Source organism: Pinibacter soli (assembly GCF_029961145.1).
GTDB classification, from domain to species: Bacteria; Bacteroidota; Bacteroidia; order Chitinophagales; family Chitinophagaceae; genus Pinibacter; species Pinibacter soli.
In genome coordinates this window covers 33,562-58,359 of record NZ_JASBRG010000004.1, presented here as the reverse complement: position 1 = coordinate 58,359, position 24,798 = coordinate 33,562, and the positions used below count along the sequence as shown (strand labels likewise).

The window sequence follows — 24,798 nt, the reverse complement described above, 5'->3', positions numbered from 1 at the left end:
GACACCAAAAAATTGGGCCAATGAAAAGTTTACACATGGGGAGACTACTGCTTCTCTCGCTCTTCACTTTAATCTATTCAGCTATTTATGCACAAGACGGAAGCATTTCAGGACAGGTGCTTGATGAAACAAACCAGCCTGTTGCTTTTGCTTCTGTAACCATTAAAGGCGGCACAAGAGGTGCATCTGCCGATGAAAATGGTAAGTTCAAAATTCTCGTTCCCAATGGTACTTACACAGTTGTTGTAAATGCTGTTGGCTTTTTACAAAACACACAAAATGTAACTGTGAAAGGCAATGATGCGGCAGTTCATTTTGCTCTTAAACGCGCTACAACTGATCTTACCGAAGCAGTTGTAATTGGTTATGGTACTGCAAAGAAGAAAGATCTTACAGGATCTGTAACTGCCATAAGTTCGAAAGATTTTCAAAAAGGCGCCATTTCTACTCCTGACCAATTAATCTCAGGTAGAGTAGCCGGCGTGCAAATCAGTCCCGATGGTGGTGCGCCAGGTGGTGCAAGTACTATCCGCATTCGCGGCGGTTCTTCTTTGAATGCAAGTAATGACCCTCTATTCGTGATTGATGGCGTTCCGGTTGATAACCCGAAAAAGAGCGATGGAACATCATCTATCTCCGGCTCACCAAATCCTCTAAGTCTTATTAACCCTAACGATATTGAATCCATCAACGTACTGAAAGATGCTTCTGCAACTGCTATCTACGGTAACAGAGCGTCGAATGGTGTAATCATCATTACTACCAAAAAAGGTAAAAAAGGTGGTCCGCTTCGTATCAACTTCAATACTGTAAACTCTGTTGCTGTAAAGGTTAAAAACCTGGATGTGTTAACTGCAGATCAGTTCACAAAAGTGGTTAAAGACCAGGCCGCGATTCAAAACAAACCTTACGCGGTAGATTCTTTGGGTAAAGCAAATACTAACTGGCAAAATGAAATATACCATCCTGCTTTCACCACGGATAACAATCTAAGCTTTAGCGGTGGTGTGAAAAATCTTCCCTACCGTTTGTCTTTGGGCTATCTTCATCAGGACGGTATTTTAAAAACAGGTCACCTCGAACGCGGAAGTGCCGCTCTTAATTTGAGCCCTACTTTTTTTGACAATCACCTTCGTGTAGACTTAAACCTGAAAGGCGTAATAAATGGAAACCGCTTTGCCAATACAGGCGCTGTAGGTGATGCTATCAGGATGGATCCAACTAAACCGGTAACCGTGGCAAACTCGCCTTACGGAGGATATTATGAATGGCAGGATGGTGGTGTACCTAACACTCAGTCAACAAGAAATCCTGTAGCTGATTTGTACTTAAAGAATGACAAGGCTACTGTTTATAGAAGCATCGGCAATTTACAATTGGATTATAAATTCCATTTTCTTCCGGATTTGCGTGCTAACTTGAATTTGGGATACGATATCTCAAATAGCGATGGTTTAGTGCGTGACGCTCCAAACTGGGCCGCTGTATACACAGCAGGCGGTAAATATCACGAGTATGAGCAACACACGCGTAACAAACTGTTGGATTTTTATCTGAACTATACTAAGGATCTTAAGAAGATCAAGAGCCGCATAGATGTAATGGCTGGTTATTCTTACCAGGACTTCCTTCGTGGTGCGCCGGGATTCTGGACAACCAGTATAACAAAAAATAACGCCGGTAATCCTCCAACGTATACTAAACCGGATTCAACACAACATACACTTGTTTCTTTTTATGGCAGGTTGAATTATACTTACAACAACAAGTATTTGCTAACTGCGACCATACGTCGTGATGGTTCTTCACGCTTTAGTCCTGACACTCGTTGGGGTAACTTCCCATCCATCGCACTGGCATGGAGAATCAGCGAAGAAGATTTTCTTAAATCTTCCAAAACCATCTCTAACCTGAAACTAAGATTAGGTTACGGTATAACAGGTCAGCAGGATATTACTGCTAGTGACTATCCTTACCTGTCTTCTTACAGTATCAGTACAGGTACAGCAAGGTACCTGTTAGGGGATAGCGCCTACTACACGTATCGCGGTGCTCCCTATGATAAGAATATAAAATGGGAAACAACAACTACATCAAACATCGGATTGGATTTCGGATTGTTTAAAGACAGGATCAGCGGTAGCCTTGACGTGTACTACAAAAAAACAAACAACCTGATTTCTGATATTCCGGTTGCAGCAGGTGCAAATCTTAGTAACCACGTATTAACCAACGTAGGTAACATTGAAAATAAAGGTGTTGAATTTGTAGTGAATGCAATACCTGTTACCAACAAAGATTTTCAATGGAACATGGGATTCAATTTTACATACAACGAAAGTAAAATCACAAAGCTTTCGACAGTTGATGATCCGTCTTCTCCAGGTGTAATTGTAGGTGGCATCTCCGGCGGTACCGGTAACAAAATTCAAATACATTCCGTTGGATACGCGCCGTTCACGTTCTGGGTATATAAACAAGTATATGATCAGACAGGTAAACCAATTGAAGGCGTATATGCCGATGTTAACCAAAAAGGCAGTGGTGATCTTTTCTATCACTACAAATCGCCTGCGCCAAAATACATGCTGGGATTCAATTCTCAGTTTAGCTATAAAGATTGGAACCTGAGCTTTGTGTTAAGATCTAACATTGGAAACTATGTTTACAACAACGTTAAATCAAATCGTGCTGCATATTCAGTAGTTATTGATGCAAATAAATATTTAGGAAACACAATACCGGATGTTCTTTTTACCGGGTTTAATAACACCCAGTTCTATTCTGACTATTATGTAGAAAACGCGTCCTTCCTGCGTATGGATAATCTGCAGGTTGGTTACAACTTTGGTAAAATAGGTAAGAATGTAAACCTCCGTTTGTCAGCAATTGCCCAAAATCTTTTTGTGATTACGAAGTATACAGGAATAGACCCTGAAATATACAGTGGCATTGACAATAATATTTATCCTAAAACGAGAATCTTTTCTCTTGGCGCAAGCGTTGATTTTTAATCCTGAAAATTTAGAAAAATCATGACAAACAAAAACATATATAAACTCATAATAGCAGGAGCAATTGCGTTTTCATCCTGCACAAAAGATCTGGATCGCAAGCCAATTGTAGACGTTACATCTGACGCGGTTTACAGTAGCCCGGCAACTATTAAAGAAGCACTTGCAAAACTGTATGCCAGTCTCTCATTAAGTGGGCAAGATGTTACAGCGGGTGTGCCTGTTGCCGATATTGATGCACAGGATGTGGGTTCAAATACATATTTAAGAAACTACTGGGAAGTAGAAGAGCTTACGACAGATGAAGCTGTGATAGCCTGGAACGATGGTGATTTGCAGAATTACAACACAAATAACTGGAACGCAAATAATACATACATCAAGCTTACCTATAACCGTATTTATTTTAACATCAGTCAGTGTAATGAATTCTTGCGTCAATTGCCAGATGCTAAAGTGAACGGTTTTCCTTCAGCTGATGCAGCAAATATCAAGGAATTCAAACAAGAGGCGCGTTTCCTCCGTGCATTGTTTTATTGGAACGCCATGGATCTGTTTGGAGATGTTCCGGTTACTACAGAAAAAGATGCCGTTGGTAACTTCTCGCCGAAACAAATGGCCAGAGCAGATCTGTTCAAATATGTAGAGTCTGAACTTTTAGCTATCCAGGATTCATTGCCAGCTGCAGGAAAAAATGAATACGGACGTGCAGATAAAGGTGCGGTGTGGATGCTTTTAGCAAAATTGTATCTGAATGCGAAAGTGTACACCGGAACAGATCGTAGTACAGATGCTGTTACTTACGCAAACAAAATAATTTCATCAGGAGCATATTCATTGGCTACTGCTTACAGGAATTTGTTTTTGACAGACAGCCGCACGACTTCTAAAGAAATCATTTTCCCTATCCGCGCAAATGGATTGACTTCACAATCATACGGTAATACGACTTTTATAATTCACGCTTCTACCGGCGGAAAAATGAACCCGCCAGACTATGGTGTAAATGGCTCATGGTCTGGTTTAAGAACAAGAAAGGAAATGGTTATCAAATTTCCTGACTTAGATTCAAGAGCAATGTTCTTTACAGAAGGACAAACGATAGATATCAACAACATTACCGATTTTTCAAACGGGTATGCAGTAACAAAGTATAAAAACCTTAGTTCAACAGGAGTTGTTGGTTCTGATAATACCGGCACTTTCGCAGACACTGACTTTCCGATGTTCCGTCTTGCTGATGTTTACTTAATCTATGCTGAAGCTGTATTAAGAGGCGGTGCCGGCGGAGACAGAGCTACTGCTTTGGGTTATATCAATGCTCTTAGGAAAAGAGCATACGGTGGCACTACAGGAAATATTACAGATGCAGCAATGACACTGGATCTGATATTAGACGAAAGAGTAAGAGAACTGTACTGGGAGGCTCACAGAAGAACGGACCTCGTTCGTTTTGGAAAATATACAGGCAGCAGCTATATATGGCAATGGAAAGGAGGTGTGCAGGCTGGAGCAAGCATTGATGGCAGGTATAACCTGTTTCCAATTCCAACCACTGATTTGACTGCTAATCCAACTTTAAAACCGACCCCTGGATACTAATTATAATAGCCAAACACAAAAACTAATTTATGAAATGAGCATGATAACAATTTTCGCCAGTATAGGACATGATTATTTTCATGCGAATTCCATCTGACCAAAATAAATTAAAAAATATACAGATGAAACTGATATATAAATTACTAAGTGTCGTTGTTGCTTCGCTTGTGTTGTTTGCCTCCTGTAAAAAGGATGAAAACAGAAGTATTTTAACGCTACCAAAAGGAGCAGCAACAAAGCTTACAGCCAGTACAACGACCCTTGTTTTAACTGAGGCTCATGCCAAGGATACTGTAATTACTTTTACCTGGCCCGCTGTAAATTATGGCTACAATGCGTTGGCCACATACACACTGGAATTTTCTTTGCCAGCCGATACATTTAAAAAAGCCAACAAAGTGCTTGTTGGAAGCAATATTTTGAAACAACAATTTTCGGGTGCTGATTTCAACCAGATTGCGATTCTGCTGGGCATGACTCCTGCAGCACAGGGTAAGATGTTGGCAAGAGTGAGAAGTGATTTGAAAACAGACAAAGACGCCAATTCTAATGTGCCGTCTTCTTATTCAGATACGATTACACTAAATGTAACTCCGTATTCAACAAAGCCAGTGCCGAAATATCCGGTACCGGACAGTCTCTACATAGTTGGAAGTGCTACTGATGGTGGCTGGAACAATCCTGTTCCCTTGCCTAATCAGCGGTTTACAAAACTGGACGATAACACATTTGGAATTATTGTTCACTTAACCGGCGGACAAGAGTATGTCTTCCTGCCTAAAAACGGGGATTGGGGCCACAAATACAATGTAACAAGTAACACCGATCCTAATTTAAAGAAAGGTGGACCATTTGTTCCGGATGGGGGCAACTTAAACATCCCTGGTCCTGTTGCAACAGGTAACTACAAAATAATAGTTGACTTCGTAGCAGGAACATACGCCGTTACTGCGTTTGATGTTAGTACAATTCCTGCAAATCTGTATATCATTGGAGATGCTACAGCGGGTGGATGGAATAATCCTGTTCCTGCAGCTACGCAACAGTTTACCAAAATTGGATTGTCAACGTTCCAGATCTCAATACCGCTTACTTCCGGCGGCGGTAAGGGATACTTGTTGATTCCGGTAAATGGTAGTTGGGATCACAAATATGCAGTTGACAATGGTAAGAATGCTGCCTACAAAGCAGGCGGACCTTTCACTACAGACTCAGGCGATAATATTCCTCCTCCTGATGAAAGCGGCACTTATAAAGTGACAGTAAGTTTTGTAAACAACACTTACTCTGTTACAAAGTAAACATGCCTGATTAATATTTCATAAGAAGCACCGGTTATCCTAACCTGGTTTTGCCGGTGCTTCTTATTAGAATTTAATTTTCTGAATTTTTAAATGCTATACTGAATGCGCTTCAAAAGTGCATGCTAAACACAGAACATTCTTAGTGTTCTTAAATGTTATCAGTTGAATTTTTACACTTCCTGTTGATACAACAATAAAGCAATGAACAGACAGATCGTTTTTATTACTTTCCTTACTTTTTTTGTTAGTCATTTAGCTGCCCAGTCAATCGCCCCTCTTGATCGTGTAGAACCTATGAATTGGTGGACCGGCATGCAAAATCCCAAATTGCAATTGCTCATTCATGGAAATAATATCGCTGCACGCGAAGTGCAGTTGAGTAATTATCCCGGCGTAACACTTGAGAAAATAAACAAAGTCGAAAATGCCAACTACCTCTTCATTGATCTTACGATAGCAGCGAACACACAGCCGGGAAGTTTTACCATAACTTTCTTATCCAAAAACAAGAAAGATAAAAAGCTTACTTACAATTACGAACTGAAAGCAAAACACACAGATGCAGTAAGAGCACAGGGTGTTACCAACAAGGATTTGATCTATTTAATTATGCCCGACCGTTTTGCCAACGGCGATAAGACAAATGATATTGTTAAGGGCATGCGCGAAACAACGATCAATCGCGACTCAATGTTTTACAGGCATGGCGGTGATATCCAGGGTGTAATTGATCATTTGGACTACATCAGGGACCTTGGTATCACAACCATTTGGATGACCCCGGAAATTGAAAACGATATGCCGCATGCTTCCTATCATGGATATGCTGCGACAGATTTTTACAAAATTGATCCCCGCTATGGCACCAACGATCTGTACAAAATATACGTTGATAAATGTCATGAGAAAGGACTGAAAGTAATTAAAGATGTTGTACCCAATCACTGCGGCAGTGAAAGCTGGTTCATGCTTGATATGCCAATGAAAGACTGGGTACATGTGTGGCCAAAATACACACAAACAACTTATAAAGATCAACCGGCAATGGACCCCCATAGAGCCGAGATGGACTGGAAGTTACAGGTGGATGGCTGGTTTGTTCCTTCCATGCCTGACATGAATGAAAGCAATCCCTACGTTGCAAACTACCTTACACAAAACTATATCTGGTGGATAGAATACGCTGGCGTTGATGGTTTCAGAATAGATACATACGCTTACAACGATCTGCAGTTTATGGCAAACTGGATGACAGCAGTAAAAAACGAGTATCCTAAGTTTACCATCTTTGGTGAAACGCTTGTGCACTCAATCGCTAGTCAGGCTTTCTACTGCGACGGAAATGTGATCAACCAGGGCTTTGACACAAAACTTCCAGGCATTACAGATATAGCGGTTAAAGACGGTATCTATGAATCTTTAAATGGAAAATTCGGATGGATGGAAGGCGTATCTAGCATTTACAATGTGCTTTCACAGGATTTTCTTTACAAAGATCCTACGCGTAACCTCGTGTTCATGGATAATCATGATATGAGCCGCTATTACTCGATGGTAAAAGAAGATCTTAATAAATACAAGGCAGGACTGGCGATGTTGTTTACTACACGCGGCATTCCTGAAATATATTATGGCACAGAGATATTGATGAAAAATTTCTCCGATCCTGATGGTAAAGTGCGTGAAGATTTTAAAGGTGGCTGGGCAGAAGACAAGATAAACAAATTCACTGCACAGGGAAGAGACGAAAAAGAAAACGATGCATTCAACTTCATTAAAAAACTGGCAAACTACAGAAAGACAAGCGAGGCATTGCAAACAGGAAAGCTAATGCAATACGTGCCTGAAAACGGCGTGTACGTTTACTTCCGTTACACAGATAACAAAACAGTGATGATCGTTTTCAACAGCAACGATAAAGAAGTTTCCCTTGCGACCAAACGCTTCGAAGAAAGAATAGGTAATCATAAAAGCGCAAGGAATGTAGTATCTGATGCAATGCTTTCGAATATCGAAATGCTAAATGTGCCTGCAATGACGACGTGGGTGATTGAGCTTAATTGAGAGTTGAAAATGCTTTGGATGATAAATTTCTGAACATCTTCAGTTATTCAGTTAATCAGTTATTCAGTTATTGAAGCTGCCTTTGCGTGAAACAAAAAACAAACACACATGAGTGAATCAGTAGCGAACGAAAAATACCCGATCTCAAATTTCAAATCCAAAAACATTACTGCATGCATCTTCGATCTCGATGGTGTGTTGGTGGATACAGCCGGTTATCATTACCAGGCGTGGAGGCTAATGGCGAATGATTTAGGATTTGATTTCACAGAATTGCAAAATGAAAAACTGAAAGGTGTAAGCAGGATCGATTCTTTGAAGTTGATATTGGGTTGGGGAAATGTTACAAAAAACGAAGAAGAGATGTTGGTGCTGGCGCAGAAAAAAAATGACGACTACCTCAAAATGATCGAGCAGATGACGCCTGAAAATTTATTGCCCGGTGCATTTGACTTGTTGAAATATCTAAAGGCAAACGGTTACAAAGTTGCATTGGGTTCAGCGAGTAAAAATGCAAAACTGATTCTTGACAAAACTGGCGTCTTGCCTTTATTCGATGCCATTGTTGATGGCAATATTGTAACAAGCTCAAAGCCTGATCCGCAAGTGTTTTTGAAAGCAGCAGAATTATTAAATGAGCAACCTGAAAACTGCGTAGTATTTGAAGATGCGGAGGCTGGTGTAGAAGCGGCACTCAGAGGCAAAATGCATGTGATAGGAGTGGGCGATAAAAATATTCTTGCAGACGCAGATGTCGTTGTACGATCTCTTGATGAAATAGAACTGGGTTAATAAATAAATTAAAAAGTAAAAAATAAAAAATCAAAAACTGTGATGCAGACAGTCTTGACCATCGGGTACTTCTTTTGACTTTTAACTTTTAACTTTTGACTTTTGACTTTTTAAAATTTTGGCATGAAAGACTATATAATAAAAGACGAGTGGAATATTATTGAAGAAGGCTTTGATCCGGCTTTAAATAAGATATCAGAAAGTTTATTTAGCCTGGGCAACGGTCGCATGGGACAGAGGGGGAATTTTGAAGAAACATATTCCGGTGAAACGCTGCAGGGAAATTATATAGCAGGCGTTTATTATCCCGATAAAACCCGTGTGGGCTGGTGGAAAAATGGCTACCCTGAATACTTTGCCAAGGTGCTCAACGCTGCAAACTGGATAGGCATAGATGTACAGGTAGATGGAGAAACACTGGATCTGCATACAAGCACGGTTAAAAATTTTAAACGTGTGTTGAATATGAAAGAAGGCTTTTTGCAAAGAAGCTTTGTGGCAACACTGGTAAGCGGAAAACAGATTGCTGTTGAGGCTACCCGTTTCTGCAGTATCAGCAACGACGAAGTAGGGTTGATCAAATATGCAGTAACACCTATCAACTTCAGTGGCACTATAACTTTCAAACCTTTTATTGATGGCGACATTGCCAACCAGGATTCCAACTACGACGAAAAATTCTGGGATGAGGTAAGCAGAGAAGTATTGGCGGACAGTGCATACATTACGTTGCGAACAAAGAAAACGGCATTCGAGGTTTGTACAGGTTCGAAGTTTGCCTTGGTACAAAATGGTAAATTGATAAATGTACAGGCGCAACAAATCAATAAAGAAAAATTCGTAGGTCATTCATTTGATATTGCTGTTATAGCAAACGAAGAAACTATATTGTATAAATATGCCGCAAATGTTTCTTCTCAGAATTATGCGAAAGATAAACTGGTGGCGCTTTGCAAAGAAGTTGTAGAAGAGGTGTTTGCTCAAGGCTTTGATAAAATGCTTGCACAGCAAAAAGAAGCCTGGGCGCACAAATGGAGCGAGAGTGACATCGTGATCGAAGGCGATGTAGCGGCACAACAAGCCATCAGGTTCAATATTTTTCAGTTGAATCAAACCTACACCGGAGAAGATGCACGATTGAACATCGGTCCGAAAGGCTTTACCGGAGAGAAATACGGCGGTTCCACTTATTGGGATACAGAAGCTTATTGTGTTCCGTTTTATTTATCAACCGCAGATGCGCAGGTCGCAAGGAATCTGTTGTTCTACCGGTACCAGCAATTGGGAAAGGCAATTGAAAACGCAGAGAAACTTGGCTTTATCAACGGAGCGGCTTTGTTTCCAATGGTAACGATCAATGGTGAAGAGTGCCACAATGAGTGGGAAATTACTTTCGAAGAAATTCATAGAAACGGCGCTATCGCCTATGCTATTTACAATTACACACGTTATACCGGAGATGCAACATATGTGAAAGAGTATGGGCTAGAAGTATTGATCGGCATTGCCCGTTTCTGGGCGCAGCGTGTAAACTGGAGCGCTGACAAACTGCAGTATGTAATACTGGGTGTAACCGGGCCAAACGAATACGAAAACAACATCAACAACAATTGGTACACAAACTATATTGCAAGTTGGTGTTTGCAATATGCACTTGAATCGATCGACGCAGTAAAAAGTGGGGACCCTGATTCTTTTGACAAGCTTGCTAAACGCTTGCAGTTTAACGAGTCGACAGAAAAAGAAAAATGGTCGCACATTGTTGATCACATGTATTATCCGGAAGACAAGCATCTGGGCATTTATCTGCAACAGGACGGATACATGGATAAGGAGCAAGTATTGGTGAGAGATCTTCCTGCATCACAACGGCCGATCAACCAAAAGTGGAGCTGGGACAGGATTTTGCGTTCATGCTTTATCAAGCAGGCAGATGTTTTACAAGGCATCTATTTCTTTGAAGATAAATTTGACCAGGAAGCCATTCGCCGCAACTTTGATTTCTATGAAGCGAGAACCGTGCATGAAAGTTCATTGTCACCTTGCGTGCATGCTATTCTCGCAGCAAAGTTGGGTTATGAAGAAAAGGCTTATGAAATGTACCTGCGAACATCCAGACTTGATCTTGATGATTATAACAACGACACAGAAGACGGCTTGCACATCACATCAATGGCGGGTACTTGGATGAGCGTGGTGCAAGGTTTTGCAGGAATGCGTGTGCATGATGGGCAGCTGCACTTTAATCCATTTATTCCCGGCAAATGGAAATCATTCAGCTTCAATATTAATTTCCGTGGTGCATTGTTAAGTGTTGAGATTAAAAAAGAGTATGTAAGAATAATAAACAGATCAGGTGTTGATGTATCGATTGTAATACTTAAAAATGGGTATGTGTTGAAAGGCAATGATATAGTAGAGATACATGTGAGGGAGGAAGAAGTCGTTAGACACTAAAGTCAGTGTTTACGGCACTAACAGCACTAGGTCGCACTAATAAGAAAGGAAAAGCAATCAGTGTAAATCAGCTTAATCAGCGTCATCAGCGTGCTCACTAAAAAGATGAAACAAACTTGCTCCATATTGTTGTTGTTAGCAATGCTCGCCGCATGTAATGCACCTGTTTCAAAAAATGAGAAACAGGCTGCATCAGGCGATAGCGTGCATAACAACAAACTCATTATTTATCAAATGCTCACCCGTTTGTTTGGTAATAAAAATACAACTAACAAATACTATGGTTCCGAAGAAGAAAATGGTGTGGGTAAGTTCGGTGATATAAATGACAAGGCGCTGGATTCATTGAAAACACTGGGTATTACACATGTTTGGTACACAGGAATAATTGAACATCCAAGCATGCAGGATTATTCTTCAGCCGGCATTGCGGTTGATGATCCTGATGTCGTAAAGGGTAGAGCCGGATCTCCTTATGCCATTAAAGATTACTATGATGTAGATCCTGATTTGGCAACTGACGTTAAAAACAGGATGCAGGAATTTGAAGCGCTGGTGATACGCACACATGATCATGGTTTAAAAGTGATCATTGACTTCGTGCCTAACCATGTGGCACGCACTTATCACTCGAACGCGAAACCATCTAATGTGGCCGATTTTGGAGCGAATGATGATGTTACGAAAACATTTTCTGCGCAAAATGATTTTTACTACATCACTGGTAAATCGTTTGTTGTGCCCAAAGGTGTAAATGCAGGTGGCAGCGATTTCAAGAGCCCTCTTAAAGACAATAAGTTTGCGGAAACACCTGCAAAGGCAACTGGTAACAACGTGTTTAGCGAAGCACCTTCAATCGATGACTGGTATGAAACTATTAAGCTGAACTATGGCGTTGATTATAAAAATGGCGAGACAAAACACTTAAGTCCACAACCTTCGGTATGGCTCAAAATGCGAGATATACTAGTGTTTTGGGCAAATAAACATGTTGACGGTTTTCGTTGCGACGTAGCGGAAATGGTGCCTGTTGAGTTTTGGGAGTGGGTTATTCCGCAAGTGAAAAAAGTAAATCCTCAAATCGTTTTCATTGCTGAAGCATACAATCCGAAAGTATTTCAACAGTATCTAACGCAAGGAAAGTTTGATTATTTGTACGACAAAGTTGGTTTGTATGATGCAGTGAAAAGGCTTATTAAGAATGATTCACTCGCAAACACTAACGATATTGTAAACCTCTCCAATGCTGACAGTGCGATTTCAAGCAATCTGCTTCGCTTCCTTGAAAATCATGATGAGGAAAGAATAGCCTCAAAAGGATTTGCGCAAAAAGGAGAGAATGGCATTCCGGGAATGATTGTGTCTGCAACACTTTCCGGCGGCCCCGTCATGATTTATTTCGGACAGGAAATGGGTGAACATGGTGATGGCAAAGAAGGCTTTGGCGGAGAAGATAACCGCACAACATTATTTGACTATTGGGGTGTTCCAGCGCATCAGGCATGGATGAACAACGGGGCATTTGACGGTAAAAGTTTATCAAAAGAGCAAAAAAAGTTGCGGGCATTTTACGCAACACTACTCAACTATGCCAAAAACAGCGATGCTATTAAGTACGGCAAGCTGTCAATGCTCCCCGAAGAAGGATTTGACAAAAAGTCGGTCGCTTACGTTCGCAATATTGGAGACCAAATTGTATTGGTGGTAGTGAATTTTAACCGTGATAAAACCATCAATCTATATATGCAGATGCCTGCCAATTTATTTGATAAAAAGAGTGATAGAAGAGTTGTTCTCAAAGAAATTTTTACACGACAAAGTATTGAAATAAATGACCTCTCAAAAGGAATTCCCGTGCAGGTTTCGCCAATGAATGGAGTTATATTTGAAGTAGAATAAAATCATTTAACGAAAAAGCGCCGTATGAAACGAAGCATAGTAATTTCTCACACTTTGAAATGTTTATGCGTAGTTCCATCCGACTAAAATAATCGCCGCGACAGCGGCAAACAAAAAAAGATGCGGATGAAAAATATAACAGAGAAACCGTTGCTAACAACCCGCCAGATATTCAACATGAGCGTTGGATTTTTGGGAATACAATTCGGGTTTGCCTTACAGAATGGAAATGCCTCACGCATTCTTCAAACCTTTGGCGCAGATGTCGAGCATCTTTCATTGTTTTGGCTCGCAGCGCCGGTTACAGGCATGATTGTTCAACCCATCATTGGTCACTACAGTGACAGAACATGGAACAGATTGGGAAGAAGAAGACCGTACTTTTTAGTAGGAGCAATTCTTACAGCGCTGGCATTGATATTAATGCCCAATTCTTCTGCGCTGGCGACATTCATGCCGGCAATCTTTGTAGGCGCGGGTTTGCTGATGATCATGGATGCATCTATCAACGTAGCCATGGAACCTTTCAGGGCGCTTGTGGCAGACAATTTGCCTGACAGCCAGCGCAGTGCAGGATTTTCCATTCAAACATTTCTTATAGGCATAGGAGCGATCGTTGGTTCCATACTGCCATATATTTTGGTACATTGGTTTAAGGTTCCTGCTACAGATGATCCAGGCGTAGTCCCTTTAAATCTTAAACTTTCGTTTTATATAGGAGCAGGTGTATTGATCAGTGCTATTCTTTGGACCATATTTACTACAAAAGAATATTCTCCTGAAGAACATGCAAGATTTTCTCCTGAAGAAGAAACGCATCATGCGAAAGGGTTGTCTGCGATCTTTACCGATTTCAAACTGATGCCAAAAACCATGAAGCAACTTGGGTTGGTACAATTCTTTTCATGGTTTGCATTGTTCTCTATGTGGGTCTATACAACGCCTGCTGTGGCCCAACATTTTTATAATGTGCAACCTGGCGATACATATTCTAAGGCATATGCTGATGCAGGTAACTGGGTGAATGTGATGTTTAGTGTGTACAATGGGGTTGCAGCAGGTTATGCATTGTTGTTGCCTCTTATTGCAAAAAGAACCAGTCGTACGAAGACTCATGCGTTTTCGTTGCTTATGGGTGGGCTTGGTTTGATATCTTTTTTAGTTATAAAAGATCCTAAATTTCTAATAGTGCCAATGATTGGAATCGGCCTTGCATGGGGAAGTATTCTAGCAATGCCGTATGCCATCTTAGCGGGTTCGCTGCCTGCAAAAAAGATCGGTGTTTATATGGGCATCTTCAATTTCTTTATCACGTTTCCACAAATTATAAATGGATTTTTTGGCGGCTGGCTCGTAAAACATATTTACGGTGGGCATGCTATTTATTCTATCATCATAGCTGGCGTGTCACTGGTGCTTGGCGCTATTTCTGTGTTGAATGTAAGAGACGAAAAGAAGAAAATGACAGTGGTGCCTGGTGTGGTGCCGATTGAGATTAATTAAGAATTAAGAATGCTATGGGTGAGAGTCGTAAGAAATGTGCGTTGTTAGATGTAAAAGTATATCGAACCTGATTCATTGCCGTTGGGCTTTAGCCAACCGAAGTCAGGAGTACACGACATTTGAAGAAAGATTTTGAACCCAGCGACATAGCTATTATGATCTTTAGTTGCGTCGCACACTTGTACAGTAGAATAAAGTTGGGCCCATGCACAAGAACGCAAAAATCATAACTCAAAACTAATAACTCACAACTCCCATTGTCATGAAGAAATTTTATCTGTTGCTGTTGGTGTTTGTCCTTGCGTATGCACCGGCGTGTAAAAAGTCGGATGCTGGTGGAGGAGGTAATCCGTCCGATACAACGCATCCATCAAATCCGGTAACGGAAACAGGTTTGCTTACGTGGACACCACCATTCCCGACAGATACAGGTTCCATCACTATTAAATTGGATGCTTCAAAAGGCAATGCCGGTTTAAAAGGTTATGGTGGAGATGTGTACATCTATACCGGCGTTGTTACTGATCAAAGCAATGGTGGTTGGAAATATGTTGCGAGCTCTTCATTCAATACAGCAGATCCAAAATCAAAAACGACACCTCTTGGCAATGATAAGTACCAGTTCACTTTAAGGCCGCGTAGTTTTTACAACGTACCTGCAGGTGAAAAGATATTAAAGCTTGCATTATTGTTTCGCAGTGCAGACGGCAGCCTGGTGGCCCGCAACACGGATGGTAGCGACATGTTCATAAACATCTATGATGTCAGCAAGTTGCAGGTAAGATTTACTTCTCCCGAATTCGCACCGAAATTTACACCGGAACCTGTATTACAAACGCAGATGACGGGTGATGAGATCAGCGTGTCTGCGGTATCTTCTCAGGCTTCCAGTTTAACCATTTCTCTGAACGGCGGCAGCTTCGCAACGGCCAGCAATAGCACTACCGTTAGCGGTAAAACAAAGCTTACAGTTGGCGGTACGCAAACAGTAAAAGTAACGGCCGTAGCAAACGGACAAACCGCTGAGGCAATCTATACGTTTGTAAGTGCCGGAACAGTTGAGATCGCTGCGCTGCCTTCAGGTGCAAAGGATGGCGTTACATTCATTAACAATGGCACCTCCGCAATTTTCAATATCTACGCACCAGATAAAAAATTTGCTTACGTGATCGGAGATTTCAATAACTGGCTGGCTGATCCCAAATACTTCATGAAAAAAACACCCGACGGCACACGCTGGTGGGTGCAAATCGATAACCTGGATGCAACCAAATATTATACATATCAATACCTCGTAGATGGCACGCTGAAAGTTGCTGACCCTTACTGCGAATTGATCCTTGATCCTGATAATGATAAATACATTGGTTCGGAAACATTTCCTAACATGCCGACTTATCCTACAGGAAAAGCAACTGGCATAGTAAGTGTAATGCAGGCAAATCCTCAACAATACAACTGGCAGGTTTCCAATTTTACAAAACCCAATAAAAAGGACCTTGTTATTTATGAGTTGCATGTGCGTGATTTTATTGGCGCACATAATTACCAGACACTGAAAGATACACTCACTTATCTAACAAGGCTGGGTGTAAATGCTGTAGAATTGATGCCTGTTACTGAGTTTGAAGGCAACACAAGCTGGGGTTATAATCCTGATTTTTATTTTGCGGCCGATAAATATTATGGTCCGAAAATGGCACTGCAAGCCTTCATTGATGAATGTCACAAAAGAGGGATTGCTGTGGTACTGGACATGGTGCTGAATCATTCATTTGGTCAATCACCAATGGTGCAATTGTATTTTGATGGCACTACACAAAAGCCTGCGTCAAACAGTCCGTGGTTCAATGTAAACCCAACGCATCCATACAATGTAGGCTACGACTTTAATCACGAAAGTGCGGCCACAAAATATTTTGTAAAAAATGTTTTGCAGTTCTGGATGCAACAATATAAAGTGGATGGCTTCAGGTTTGATCTTTCAAAAGGCTTTACGGAAAACATGACTAGTAATGACGCCGATTTCGCTAAGTATGATGCAACCCGCGTGGCCATTTGGAAAGAATACAACAATTTTATAAAAAACATCGACCCGAACTTTTATGTAATTCTTGAGCACTTTGCAGTTGATCTGGAGGAACAGGCCCTTTCCAGCGAAGGCATATTATTGTGGAACAATCTGAACTATAATTTTAACCAGGCAACAATGAGTTATACCACAGATTGGGATTTTTCACGCATCTTTTATGACAAGCATGGGTTTACTCAGCCTTATAATCTTGTTACTTACATGGAAAGTCATGATGAGGAAAGACTGCAGTATAAGAATGAGCAATATGGGAATTCTTCCGGCGCTTACAATGTTAAAGATCTCGCAACTGGCCTGAAGCGCCAGCAAATGGCAGCAGCGTTTTTGTTCTCATCACCCGGGCCAAAAATGATTTGGGAGTTCGGTGAAGTAGGTTACGATATTTCTATCAACCAGGGCGACAGAACAGGAGAGAAGCCGCCGCATTGGGAATACCAGGGCAATCCTGACAGGCAGGCGTTGTACAATGTGTTTGCAAAAATGATACGATTGAAAACAAAGAACGCTGTATTTGCAACGACTAATTTTCAGTACGATTTGAGCGGCGCGGTTAAAAATATTAAACTCAATGGCACTGATGCAAATGTTGTGGTGGTAGGAAATTTTGATGTGAATCCGCAGTCCGCAAATATCACTTTCCCTTCCGCCGGAACATGGTATGATTGTTTGAGCGGTGCTACCATTACCTTAGGCAGCACAAGCTATACTGCAGCCTTAACACCCGGCGAGTATCACGTATACAGTAACAAAGTGCTGAATCAATAAAATAATTGTCACTATCTGGTTAGCTATTACCGTTGATCGATGGATCAGGTAATAGCTTTTTTGTTGTGCCCCGTACACTGATAATACAGGTTAAACTGATCCATACAGGCTATTACCATCTGAGCTTTGCATATCGGGTTAGACTTTTTCTTCAGGTAATTGCGTGTTTGTTTTCTTGAAGCCGTCTCAAATAATAATTGCTTTTTTGAAAATATTTTGCTGCTAATTGTCAATATAAAGAACAAGAAAAAAACTTGTAAATTATTCTCTTCTTTTTATCAATTTTTGGTGCGACGTGTATACATTCGTATCGTATATATATGTCCGTTAGCTAATCGATTTTTAGACTTCCTTCTATTTGCCCACTTACTTCCTGCTTTTTTACTAACGAAATCTTAAATATGAAAAAGACAATTCTTTTCAATGTCCTTCTATTGACATGCCTGAATATTTTCGCACAAAAAAAATGGACAGGGCTGGGGAATGATGGTCTCTGGAGCAACCAGCTGAACTGGAGCGATCAGCAACTTCCAACAGATGCAGATTCTGTTGTTTTAGACAACACAAATCTTGCAGGAAGCTATATTGTTATGTTACCATCTTCTTTTGCCAGTGTTAAATACCTAACGATAAACCCTGCTACAGGAAATAAGATCGAACTTGATTTGCCAAATGAGAATATTTTGGCCACCGCATTTGAGGTTGTCGGACAAGGATATGGGTTGACCATAAATGAAGGAGGTGTTTTAAAAAATTCCAGTGGCGCCACAAGCGGTTATGGGCTTGTGATCAGCGATTCATTGCGGATCAATAACAGGGGCACTTATATTCACAATACCAAGCGTTCCAATGCCAATATTGTAAAGATGCTTTCCCGCGCACCCGGAACAGAGAAAGGTGTTTTTGTTTTCGATGTACCCGGCACGGCCGGATATACGCTTTCTGTGGCCGGCAGAACGTTTGGTACATTGTTACTTTCTGCAAACGATGCGGGGAAGGCTCGAACCTATTCAGCAACTTCCAGTAGTGTTGTTACAGTTCGGGGCGACTTGATACTTTCCCGAAATGTTTCCTACAGTATAAATTTTACAAAAGATATGGTGGTCGAAGGCGATCTTGTGCAGGAGGGAGGAACGTTTAATCTCGCTACTAAAGCAAATTACAATAGCGTGAAAATAAAAGGCGATGTGACGCAGAACGCCGGAGCGGTTATCACCCAAAGTTCCGGCGTGGCCACATTGGAGCTTTGCGGGGCAAATGCGCAACATCTTTCGATGATGGGGGAAATACAAAATGCCATCGCAATGAAGGTAAATAATGATAACGGCATTTTTCTTGACGCTCCTCTGAGATTGCCGTTTGAACTAAATATTTTAAAAGGAATTATTACAGCAACCAATGAAAGTCTGCTTAGCATTGAAAACACTGGCTATATTAACGTTAGCGACAGCTTAAAAAACTATGTCAATGGTTCGATAAAGAAAGAAGGTTTGTCTGCTGAAGATTTCGTTTTTCCTGTTGGCGAAAATAGTGGACAACCGGTAAAAGTAATTGGCGCAACAGGAGATATAACAGTTTCCTATAAAAATAACGCAACCGCAAATGTAGGTGCCGAAAAATTAGCGCCAGTCAGGTTGCTTGCAACAACCGGTTACTGGACAATTGCAGGAAATGGCGCCACAAATGCAGGTGTAAAGTTTCGTTACGATAATCAAATTCCGGATGCGGAAAATAAAGACATTTTAATGGCAGCATTTGAGAACGGCCAGTGGGTGAGCAAGAGCACGCAGCCCGGTGTTTCTGTAAATGGATTGTTTATGAGTGATCCCATTAGTCTTACATCTGAACCTAAAGTCCTGACTTTTGGAACGCTTAATGTTATAACTTCTTTACCGGTGAAAATTATCAGCAGAAGTATACAACATGAAGACGACCGCATTGCCATATCGTGGAGGGTAAGTGAAGATGAAGTGCCTGAGCGGTTTGAGATCGAAGGTTCTGCTGATGGTATAAGTTTTACGAAAGTGCAGGATATCGCGTGCTTACCAAATGTGTATGTCTACAGTTGCCGGGTTCAATACGATTCGCGACTTAAATATTTTAGAATAAAAGCAATTGAGAGCGATAGTAAAGTGACTATAGACAAAACTATGGTTGTGGCCGATGAAATCGATGCTGCAACGGTTGTTGTGTGTTCGTCCCCAAATAGTATAACGACAAGGCTCCAGGCTCCGCAAAGCGGAAACATTCAGCTTGCAATTTATTCTATGTCAGGCGCTGTTGTGGAAAAGCAAAATTATCTATTGCAGAAAGGAGAGAACAGGATTTCAATTGATACCAATAAATTTTCTGCAGGAACATATTTACTAACAATAGACGGATTGCATTTCCCGCACAAGGTGAAAACATTTATTAAGCCATAACAGATTCATGGTGGAGGAGCAGAGAGGGTGATGCCCATAACTTCATGACTGTTGACTTTGCTCCTCTCTTGGATCATTTTACTTTCCTGTATAATGATAGTGTCCGATAATTTTAAAGGAAAATAAACAGTCAGAAATTTCTTGTCCGTTACCAATATTATGTACAATGAGATAGCGTTTATTGTCCGTCGATTTGCGATCGATCACAATTCCGATATGTGTTAAGCCATTCCCCAGATCCCATGTAACGACATCTCCGGGCGTGTATTCAACGGGATTGGTTGTTGTCGTTTTGGTTTCGCCAAAACGGGAAAAGAAGGTCATTTGATTGGGTACACGGCGATGATCGATATTGCTGTCGGGAGTTTTTCTTCCCCATTTTTGTGGGTATTTGGAAAAGTTTTTTGTCATGTCCTCGTGGATCAGTTTTTGCAAATCAATGCCCAGCATGCGATAAGCACGTATCACAACATCTGTGCAAACTCCTTTACTTGCAGGTACATCACCATTCGGGTAAGGAATTTTATAATAAGTGGGGTCGTAAGTAACACTATTTTTTGTGAGTGCAATTGCGGCATTTGATAGCTTTGTCTCAAAATCGTTTTGAGCATAAGCAGCGCTTATAATCGCGAGTGAACAAAAAACAAGTAATAACTTTTTCATAAAGGGCTTTATCATTTTCAATTTTCAACTTTCAATTTTCAATTAACTCCGGCCTGTATTCAAAATGCATCGTGTCATAATGATACCATTTGCCGCCCCAGATGAAACCGTGTCGCTCAAAAATATCAATGATTAATTGCGGGATCCTATTTTTGTACCCAAGGTTTGCGTCTTCGTTTGTGCATTTGCATGCCCACTGCCAGTAGTCGGAAAATTTGGTATTAATATCCACCGTCATACCAAAACTATGCATGCTCAAACGCTCCGAACCATTGATCTTTCGCCAGTTAAAAGTGCCACCGATATTCGTTACGTACTCTTTTAACTCCGGGTGTTCATCCAGCTCTGCAGAAATGAGATGCAATTGTTTATCGATTCCATTAATTTTTGTCACTTTTATTTTTTGATGCACAAGTTTTGGGCACCAAACCATTTCGACAAGATTCTTTTTCACTTCTGCTTCAGTGCTTCCATACATTTTTTTGAAAAAGGCTTCATTTCTCATCCGGCCAGGATCGTTATTCTTTGTGATAGCAGAAGGGATGTTGCCCTTTTTATATTCATATTTGAATTGATCCTCTATATCAGGATTGTTCAATAGTTGAACATACGATTTGTTTGCAATGCCGTCATCATACAACATTTTAGAGTTATCGTTAAAAATGATGTAATTGTTTTCATAGCCTCTCACAAAGTCAGGATATGCGCTCATCAGTTTTTGAACATTGTGTGGCACTTGCCATGAACTGGCTTGCCATAATCCAATTTTAAAAAACAACAATAGAATAGGAAGCATACATGCATTTTTACAAAGATGCGGAGAAACATATTATCAGGTTGAAGTCCTTTAAGAGTTTTCTCTTATTATTTAATCAGTGTGTCGGGAATATCTTTGCAAATATTATTTGACGGCATGGGCAAAAAGATTCTCAGAGAATTTTCGATGGTTGATTATTTTTTAAGTATCCTATACAGAGCTGTATTGATAGGTGTTATGATTCTTTCGTTTTTGCACTACGGGGAAAATCCGGCGGCTTTTTGGGTGATTGTTTTTTTGTGTTTTCTGCCATTAATTCTCATTGGCAGCGATGAAATAATAGTGTATGAAAATAAGGTGGTGCAAAAAAAGAACTCGTTAGCTTCTTTGCTCAAAATACGAGAGCGGGTTTATTATATCGACGATATGAGCTTCGCTACGTTAAGCGTTCCAAAGGAATCTACCACCGGTGAAATCGCAGGAGCGGTTGTTATGACACTGCTTTTGCCCATGAATCGTGTGACCACTAAAGGCCGAAATCCGATTATATTCAGACTTGTTAACGGAGAAACGGTATACTTTTTAACCGGTATATCTCCTGCGGGAATGCAGCGGATTGCAGATACGGTAAATGAACTGATCTATCAAAAGGAAAATGGTTCAGGCCGTTGGGGAAATGTGGATGAGTACCTGAGCGATATAAACTAGAGAGAATAATTGAATAATTGAATAACTGAATAACTGAAGGTTTATGTGCATCAAGCTTTTTCCGTTTCAATTATCCAATGATTCAATCATTCGGTTATTCAATCGCTCACCTGTATTTTCTTTCCCACAACTTATACCAATGTTTATTTTTGGGATATTTCCTGTGGCTGGTTAGATTATTAAAAATCATCGCCACAGCAAACAGGATCAATACGCCTGTTAGAACCGGACTTAACACATACAAATAACCGAGGCTGTGAATTTTATCAGAACCAATGTTGGCAATAAGGGCCGTCGCGCCTCCCGGCGGATGAAGCGTTTTAGTGATCTGCATTAAAATGATCGCAAAAGAAACCGACAACCCTGCCGACAACCAAAGAGAATCCGGAAGTAATTTATGAAAAGTAACGCCTACCAGTGCTGAAACCAAGTGCCCTCCGATTAAATTTCGCGGCTGTGAAAACGGGCTGTTGATGATGCCATAGATCAATACTGCGGAAGCGCCAAACGATCCTATCAGAAAGACATTATCGTTAAGTGTGAAGTATTTGCTGTGGATCAATCCAATCAATCCGATTGCAGTAAATGAGCCCAGAAAGGTCCATAAATGTTCTTTGTAATCAACCAGGGTCTCTTTGTAAACAATAAATCTTGCGAGCCTGTAATGTTTTTTTAATTTCTTCTTCATTGTTGCTAGTGGGGCACAAAAATAATAAAGCCGTGATTTTTATGATCAAAATCATACTTCTTCTTTTAAAACAAAGGCACAGCTCGAAAACTGTGCCTTTGAGTTTTTATAAAAACAGATTTATCAATGTTTTGAAGGATCATTAACCGCGCCGGAAAACAATATACTGCCTGTTTGTTTTTCTACGATAAGATAAACGAAAGGGTGGTTCAGCTTAAATTCTCTGGAAGTGGTACCTGATGTCACCAACTTACAACTTTCGTTTATTTCGGTGGTGCAAATGTCTGCTCATCTGCCGATGGGCCATAGATCGAAGGTACAGCAATATCGTTCAAACGCATATATACAGTGAGTTGCCCGCGGTGATGCACCCAATGGTTAAGCGTGGTACTAATGTCTACGATTTTCGGCGCTGTGTACAACACGTTTCCATTTGCTTTTAATGAAAAATTAGTTGAGGACAGCGCTTCATCATTCGTGCCCTGCAAAGCGTTTCTTGCCGCTTCCATATTTCTTTCGAAAAAATTTACTACTTCATCTGTCGTTTTGGGAGATTCATGTTTGAAAGTTGCGAAATCTATTTCGCTGTCCACGATCATATGTTTGATCCATAAAGGAATTTCTGCAACCAGCAATGCAAGGTATCCCAGCTGCATTGATTTAGGATGTGGTTTGAATTCGAACAAGGATTCAGGAATTCTTTCAAGGCATGCACGTGTCGCTTTGTACTCACTGTTGAGTTCCTGCAAAAAGCCGTCTGTTCTTATCTTGCTCATAGCTTTTTTCTTACAAAATAGAAAAAGGGTGAGAGAAATAAAAAGGCTTTTTTGTTAACGATAGTTCGTTGAAAATTGAAAAGATTATGTATTTAAAAATCAGTAGAGACGAGTTGAACGCATCTCCTTCACATTTCGCACGCGTTTATAGGAGACGTATTCAATACGTCTCTACAGTTTAAGCATTCAACAATGTAGCGATATCAAATTTTGACATTTTCATAAACGCCTCAACAACCCGCGGAGATTTTTCAGGATCGGCCATTAGTTTGTGTAACACAGTTGGCACAATTTGCCACGATACTCCATATTTATCATCCAGCCAGCCGCACCGGTCATATCTTCCTTCCTTGCCCAGACTTTCCCAGTAGTAATCTATTTCTTCCTGGGTGTCGCATTCGATTACAAATGAAGTAGCCGGAGTGAATTTGTATTGCGGACCTCCATTAATTGCCATGAATTTATTGCCGTTCAACTCAAACATACTCACAAAAGTATTTTCAGAAATGATTTTGGAGTCTTTGAAAATTGAGCAATAATAGTTTGCCGCTTCAGATGCCTTGCCGTCGAACCAAAGACATGGATACATTTTGTTTGTCATTGTGTGTTGTTTATTGACGCCAAAAGTAGATTGAATAATCGACAGTGTGTATAGTTTATGCGCTCTAATATTTAACACTAAGGCACTAAGAACACTAAGTTTCACTAAGGCATTCTCTTAGTAAAACTTAGTGTTCTTAGTGTCTTGGTGGTGGAAGAAATCTAAAACAGTTTTGAAGATTCAGTTATTCAATTACTAATCTGCATTCAAGGCGCCTTCTTTTGGATTAGGTTCGCCTTTGCCTGCGGTGATGAGATCATGCAAACTCTCCCGTACATAATGCGTCCATGCTTTCTGGCAGATATCATAGCATTCGCAGGCAGGCATCAATCCCTCGTGAGTGAATGTAAGCTGCGTTTGATTGCCTTTTGCTGCGATATCAAAGATGACCCTGGAATCCGTTAATTCACTTGTATCTTTTGTGAATTTGAAATAGTTTTTTAGCATGTGCCAAACCACTCTTTTGTTGGGAACTACTTCTTCAAGCTTTATTTTGGCGATATGTGCATCTTCGAATTGGTAGTCGAAAACATCGTTCTGTTTTTCGGTGCCGCCATTAATATTTTCTGACCACCAACCGCGAACATTGTTCACTGCATTGAAAACTTTGTTCGGCGCTTGGTCCACCAGTATGGTGGTGGTAAAATCTTTTGGTGTCATGGTGTTTATTTATGTGTTTAAAACGTTTGT

18 protein-coding genes are annotated in these 24,798 nt (G+C 40.6%); 11 read left to right on the top strand and 7 right to left on the bottom strand.

Going from position 1 to position 24,798, the window contains the following annotated elements:
• Positions 1–20 precede the first annotated feature (20 nt).
• The 10 genes from QJ048_RS07125 to QJ048_RS07080 all read left to right on the top strand — a co-directional run bounded on the left by QJ048_RS07125 (position 21) and on the right by QJ048_RS07080 (position 19,915).
• Positions 21–3,014, top strand: coding sequence for a SusC/RagA family TonB-linked outer membrane protein (locus QJ048_RS07125; protein WP_282333654.1), 2,994 nt, complete (start codon positions 21–23; stop codon positions 3,012–3,014).
• 21 nt (positions 3,015–3,035) lie between these two features.
• Positions 3,036–4,616 (top strand): RagB/SusD family nutrient uptake outer membrane protein, encoded by a 1,581-nt coding sequence (locus tag QJ048_RS07120; protein WP_282333653.1) that lies wholly within the window; start codon positions 3,036–3,038, stop codon positions 4,614–4,616.
• 122 nt (positions 4,617–4,738) lie between these two features.
• The gene (locus tag QJ048_RS07115) at positions 4,739–5,917 is read left to right on the top strand and encodes a SusE domain-containing protein (protein ID WP_282333652.1); all 1,179 of its coding nucleotides are present in this window, start codon (positions 4,739–4,741) and stop codon (positions 5,915–5,917) included.
• Positions 5,918–6,121: 204 nt separating this feature from the next.
• Positions 6,122–7,984, top strand: coding sequence for a glycoside hydrolase family 13 protein (locus tag QJ048_RS07110; RefSeq protein ID WP_282333651.1), 1,863 nt, complete (start codon positions 6,122–6,124; stop codon positions 7,982–7,984).
• Between the two features lie 108 nt (positions 7,985–8,092).
• A complete protein-coding gene (pgmB, locus tag QJ048_RS07105; protein WP_282333650.1) occupies positions 8,093–8,776 on the top strand; it encodes a beta-phosphoglucomutase in 684 nt (227 codons plus the stop codon).
• Positions 8,777–8,899: 123 nt separating this feature from the next.
• The gene (locus tag QJ048_RS07100; protein WP_282333649.1) at positions 8,900–11,233 is read left to right on the top strand and encodes a glycoside hydrolase family 65 protein; all 2,334 of its coding nucleotides are present in this window, start codon (positions 8,900–8,902) and stop codon (positions 11,231–11,233) included.
• Between the two features lie 105 nt (positions 11,234–11,338).
• The gene (locus QJ048_RS07095; protein ID WP_282333648.1) at positions 11,339–13,132 is read left to right on the top strand and encodes an alpha-amylase family protein; all 1,794 of its coding nucleotides are present in this window, start codon (positions 11,339–11,341) and stop codon (positions 13,130–13,132) included.
• 126 nt (positions 13,133–13,258) lie between these two features.
• Entirely contained in the window at positions 13,259–14,635 is a 1,377-nt protein-coding gene (locus QJ048_RS07090; RefSeq protein ID WP_282333647.1) for an MFS transporter, read from the top strand.
• Positions 14,636–14,897: 262 nt separating this feature from the next.
• Positions 14,898–17,492 (top strand): DUF4961 domain-containing protein, encoded by a 2,595-nt coding sequence (locus QJ048_RS07085; RefSeq protein WP_282333646.1) that lies wholly within the window; start codon positions 14,898–14,900, stop codon positions 17,490–17,492.
• A gap of 401 nt (positions 17,493–17,893) precedes the next feature.
• On the top strand, positions 17,894–19,915 hold the full coding sequence (locus QJ048_RS07080; RefSeq protein ID WP_282333645.1) for a T9SS type A sorting domain-containing protein: 2,022 nt from the start codon (positions 17,894–17,896) through the stop codon (positions 19,913–19,915).
• 78 nt (positions 19,916–19,993) lie between these two features.
• Here QJ048_RS07080 and QJ048_RS07075 read toward each other — a convergent pair whose 3' ends face one another.
• Both QJ048_RS07075 and QJ048_RS07070 read right to left on the bottom strand, forming a co-directional pair.
• Complete coding sequence (locus QJ048_RS07075) at positions 19,994–20,578, bottom strand: DUF1287 domain-containing protein (protein ID WP_282333644.1); 585 nt, start codon at positions 20,576–20,578, stop codon at positions 19,994–19,996.
• 31 nt (positions 20,579–20,609) lie between these two features.
• Positions 20,610–21,374, bottom strand: a complete 765-nt coding sequence (locus QJ048_RS07070) for a M15 family metallopeptidase (RefSeq protein ID WP_282333643.1) — start codon at positions 21,372–21,374, stop codon at positions 20,610–20,612.
• A gap of 117 nt (positions 21,375–21,491) precedes the next feature.
• On the opposite strand from QJ048_RS07070, the gene QJ048_RS07065 reads away from it, so the two are divergent.
• Complete coding sequence (locus tag QJ048_RS07065) at positions 21,492–22,043, top strand: hypothetical protein (RefSeq protein ID WP_282333642.1); 552 nt, start codon at positions 21,492–21,494, stop codon at positions 22,041–22,043.
• 106 nt (positions 22,044–22,149) lie between these two features.
• Here QJ048_RS07065 and QJ048_RS07060 read toward each other — a convergent pair whose 3' ends face one another.
• From QJ048_RS07060 to QJ048_RS07045, 5 genes are all read right to left on the bottom strand, one after another.
• Positions 22,150–22,731: an HPP family protein gene (locus tag QJ048_RS07060; protein WP_282333641.1), complete on the bottom strand. Its 582-nt coding sequence runs from the start codon at positions 22,729–22,731 to the stop codon at positions 22,150–22,152.
• A 123-nt stretch (positions 22,732–22,854) separates the two neighbouring features.
• On the bottom strand, positions 22,855–22,977 hold the full coding sequence (locus QJ048_RS23440; protein ID WP_425607789.1) for a serpin family protein: 123 nt from the start codon (positions 22,975–22,977) through the stop codon (positions 22,855–22,857).
• Positions 22,978–22,994: 17 nt separating this feature from the next.
• Positions 22,995–23,507 carry a DinB family protein gene (locus tag QJ048_RS07055; protein WP_282333640.1) on the bottom strand — a complete coding sequence of 171 codons (513 nt, stop codon included), beginning with the start codon at positions 23,505–23,507 and terminating at the stop codon, positions 22,995–22,997.
• A 178-nt stretch (positions 23,508–23,685) separates the two neighbouring features.
• Complete coding sequence (locus QJ048_RS07050; protein WP_282333639.1) at positions 23,686–24,108, bottom strand: VOC family protein; 423 nt, start codon at positions 24,106–24,108, stop codon at positions 23,686–23,688.
• Positions 24,109–24,303: 195 nt separating this feature from the next.
• Positions 24,304–24,768 carry an SRPBCC family protein gene (locus QJ048_RS07045; RefSeq protein WP_282333638.1) on the bottom strand — a complete coding sequence of 155 codons (465 nt, stop codon included), beginning with the start codon at positions 24,766–24,768 and terminating at the stop codon, positions 24,304–24,306.
• Positions 24,769–24,798: the final 30 nt, after the last annotated feature.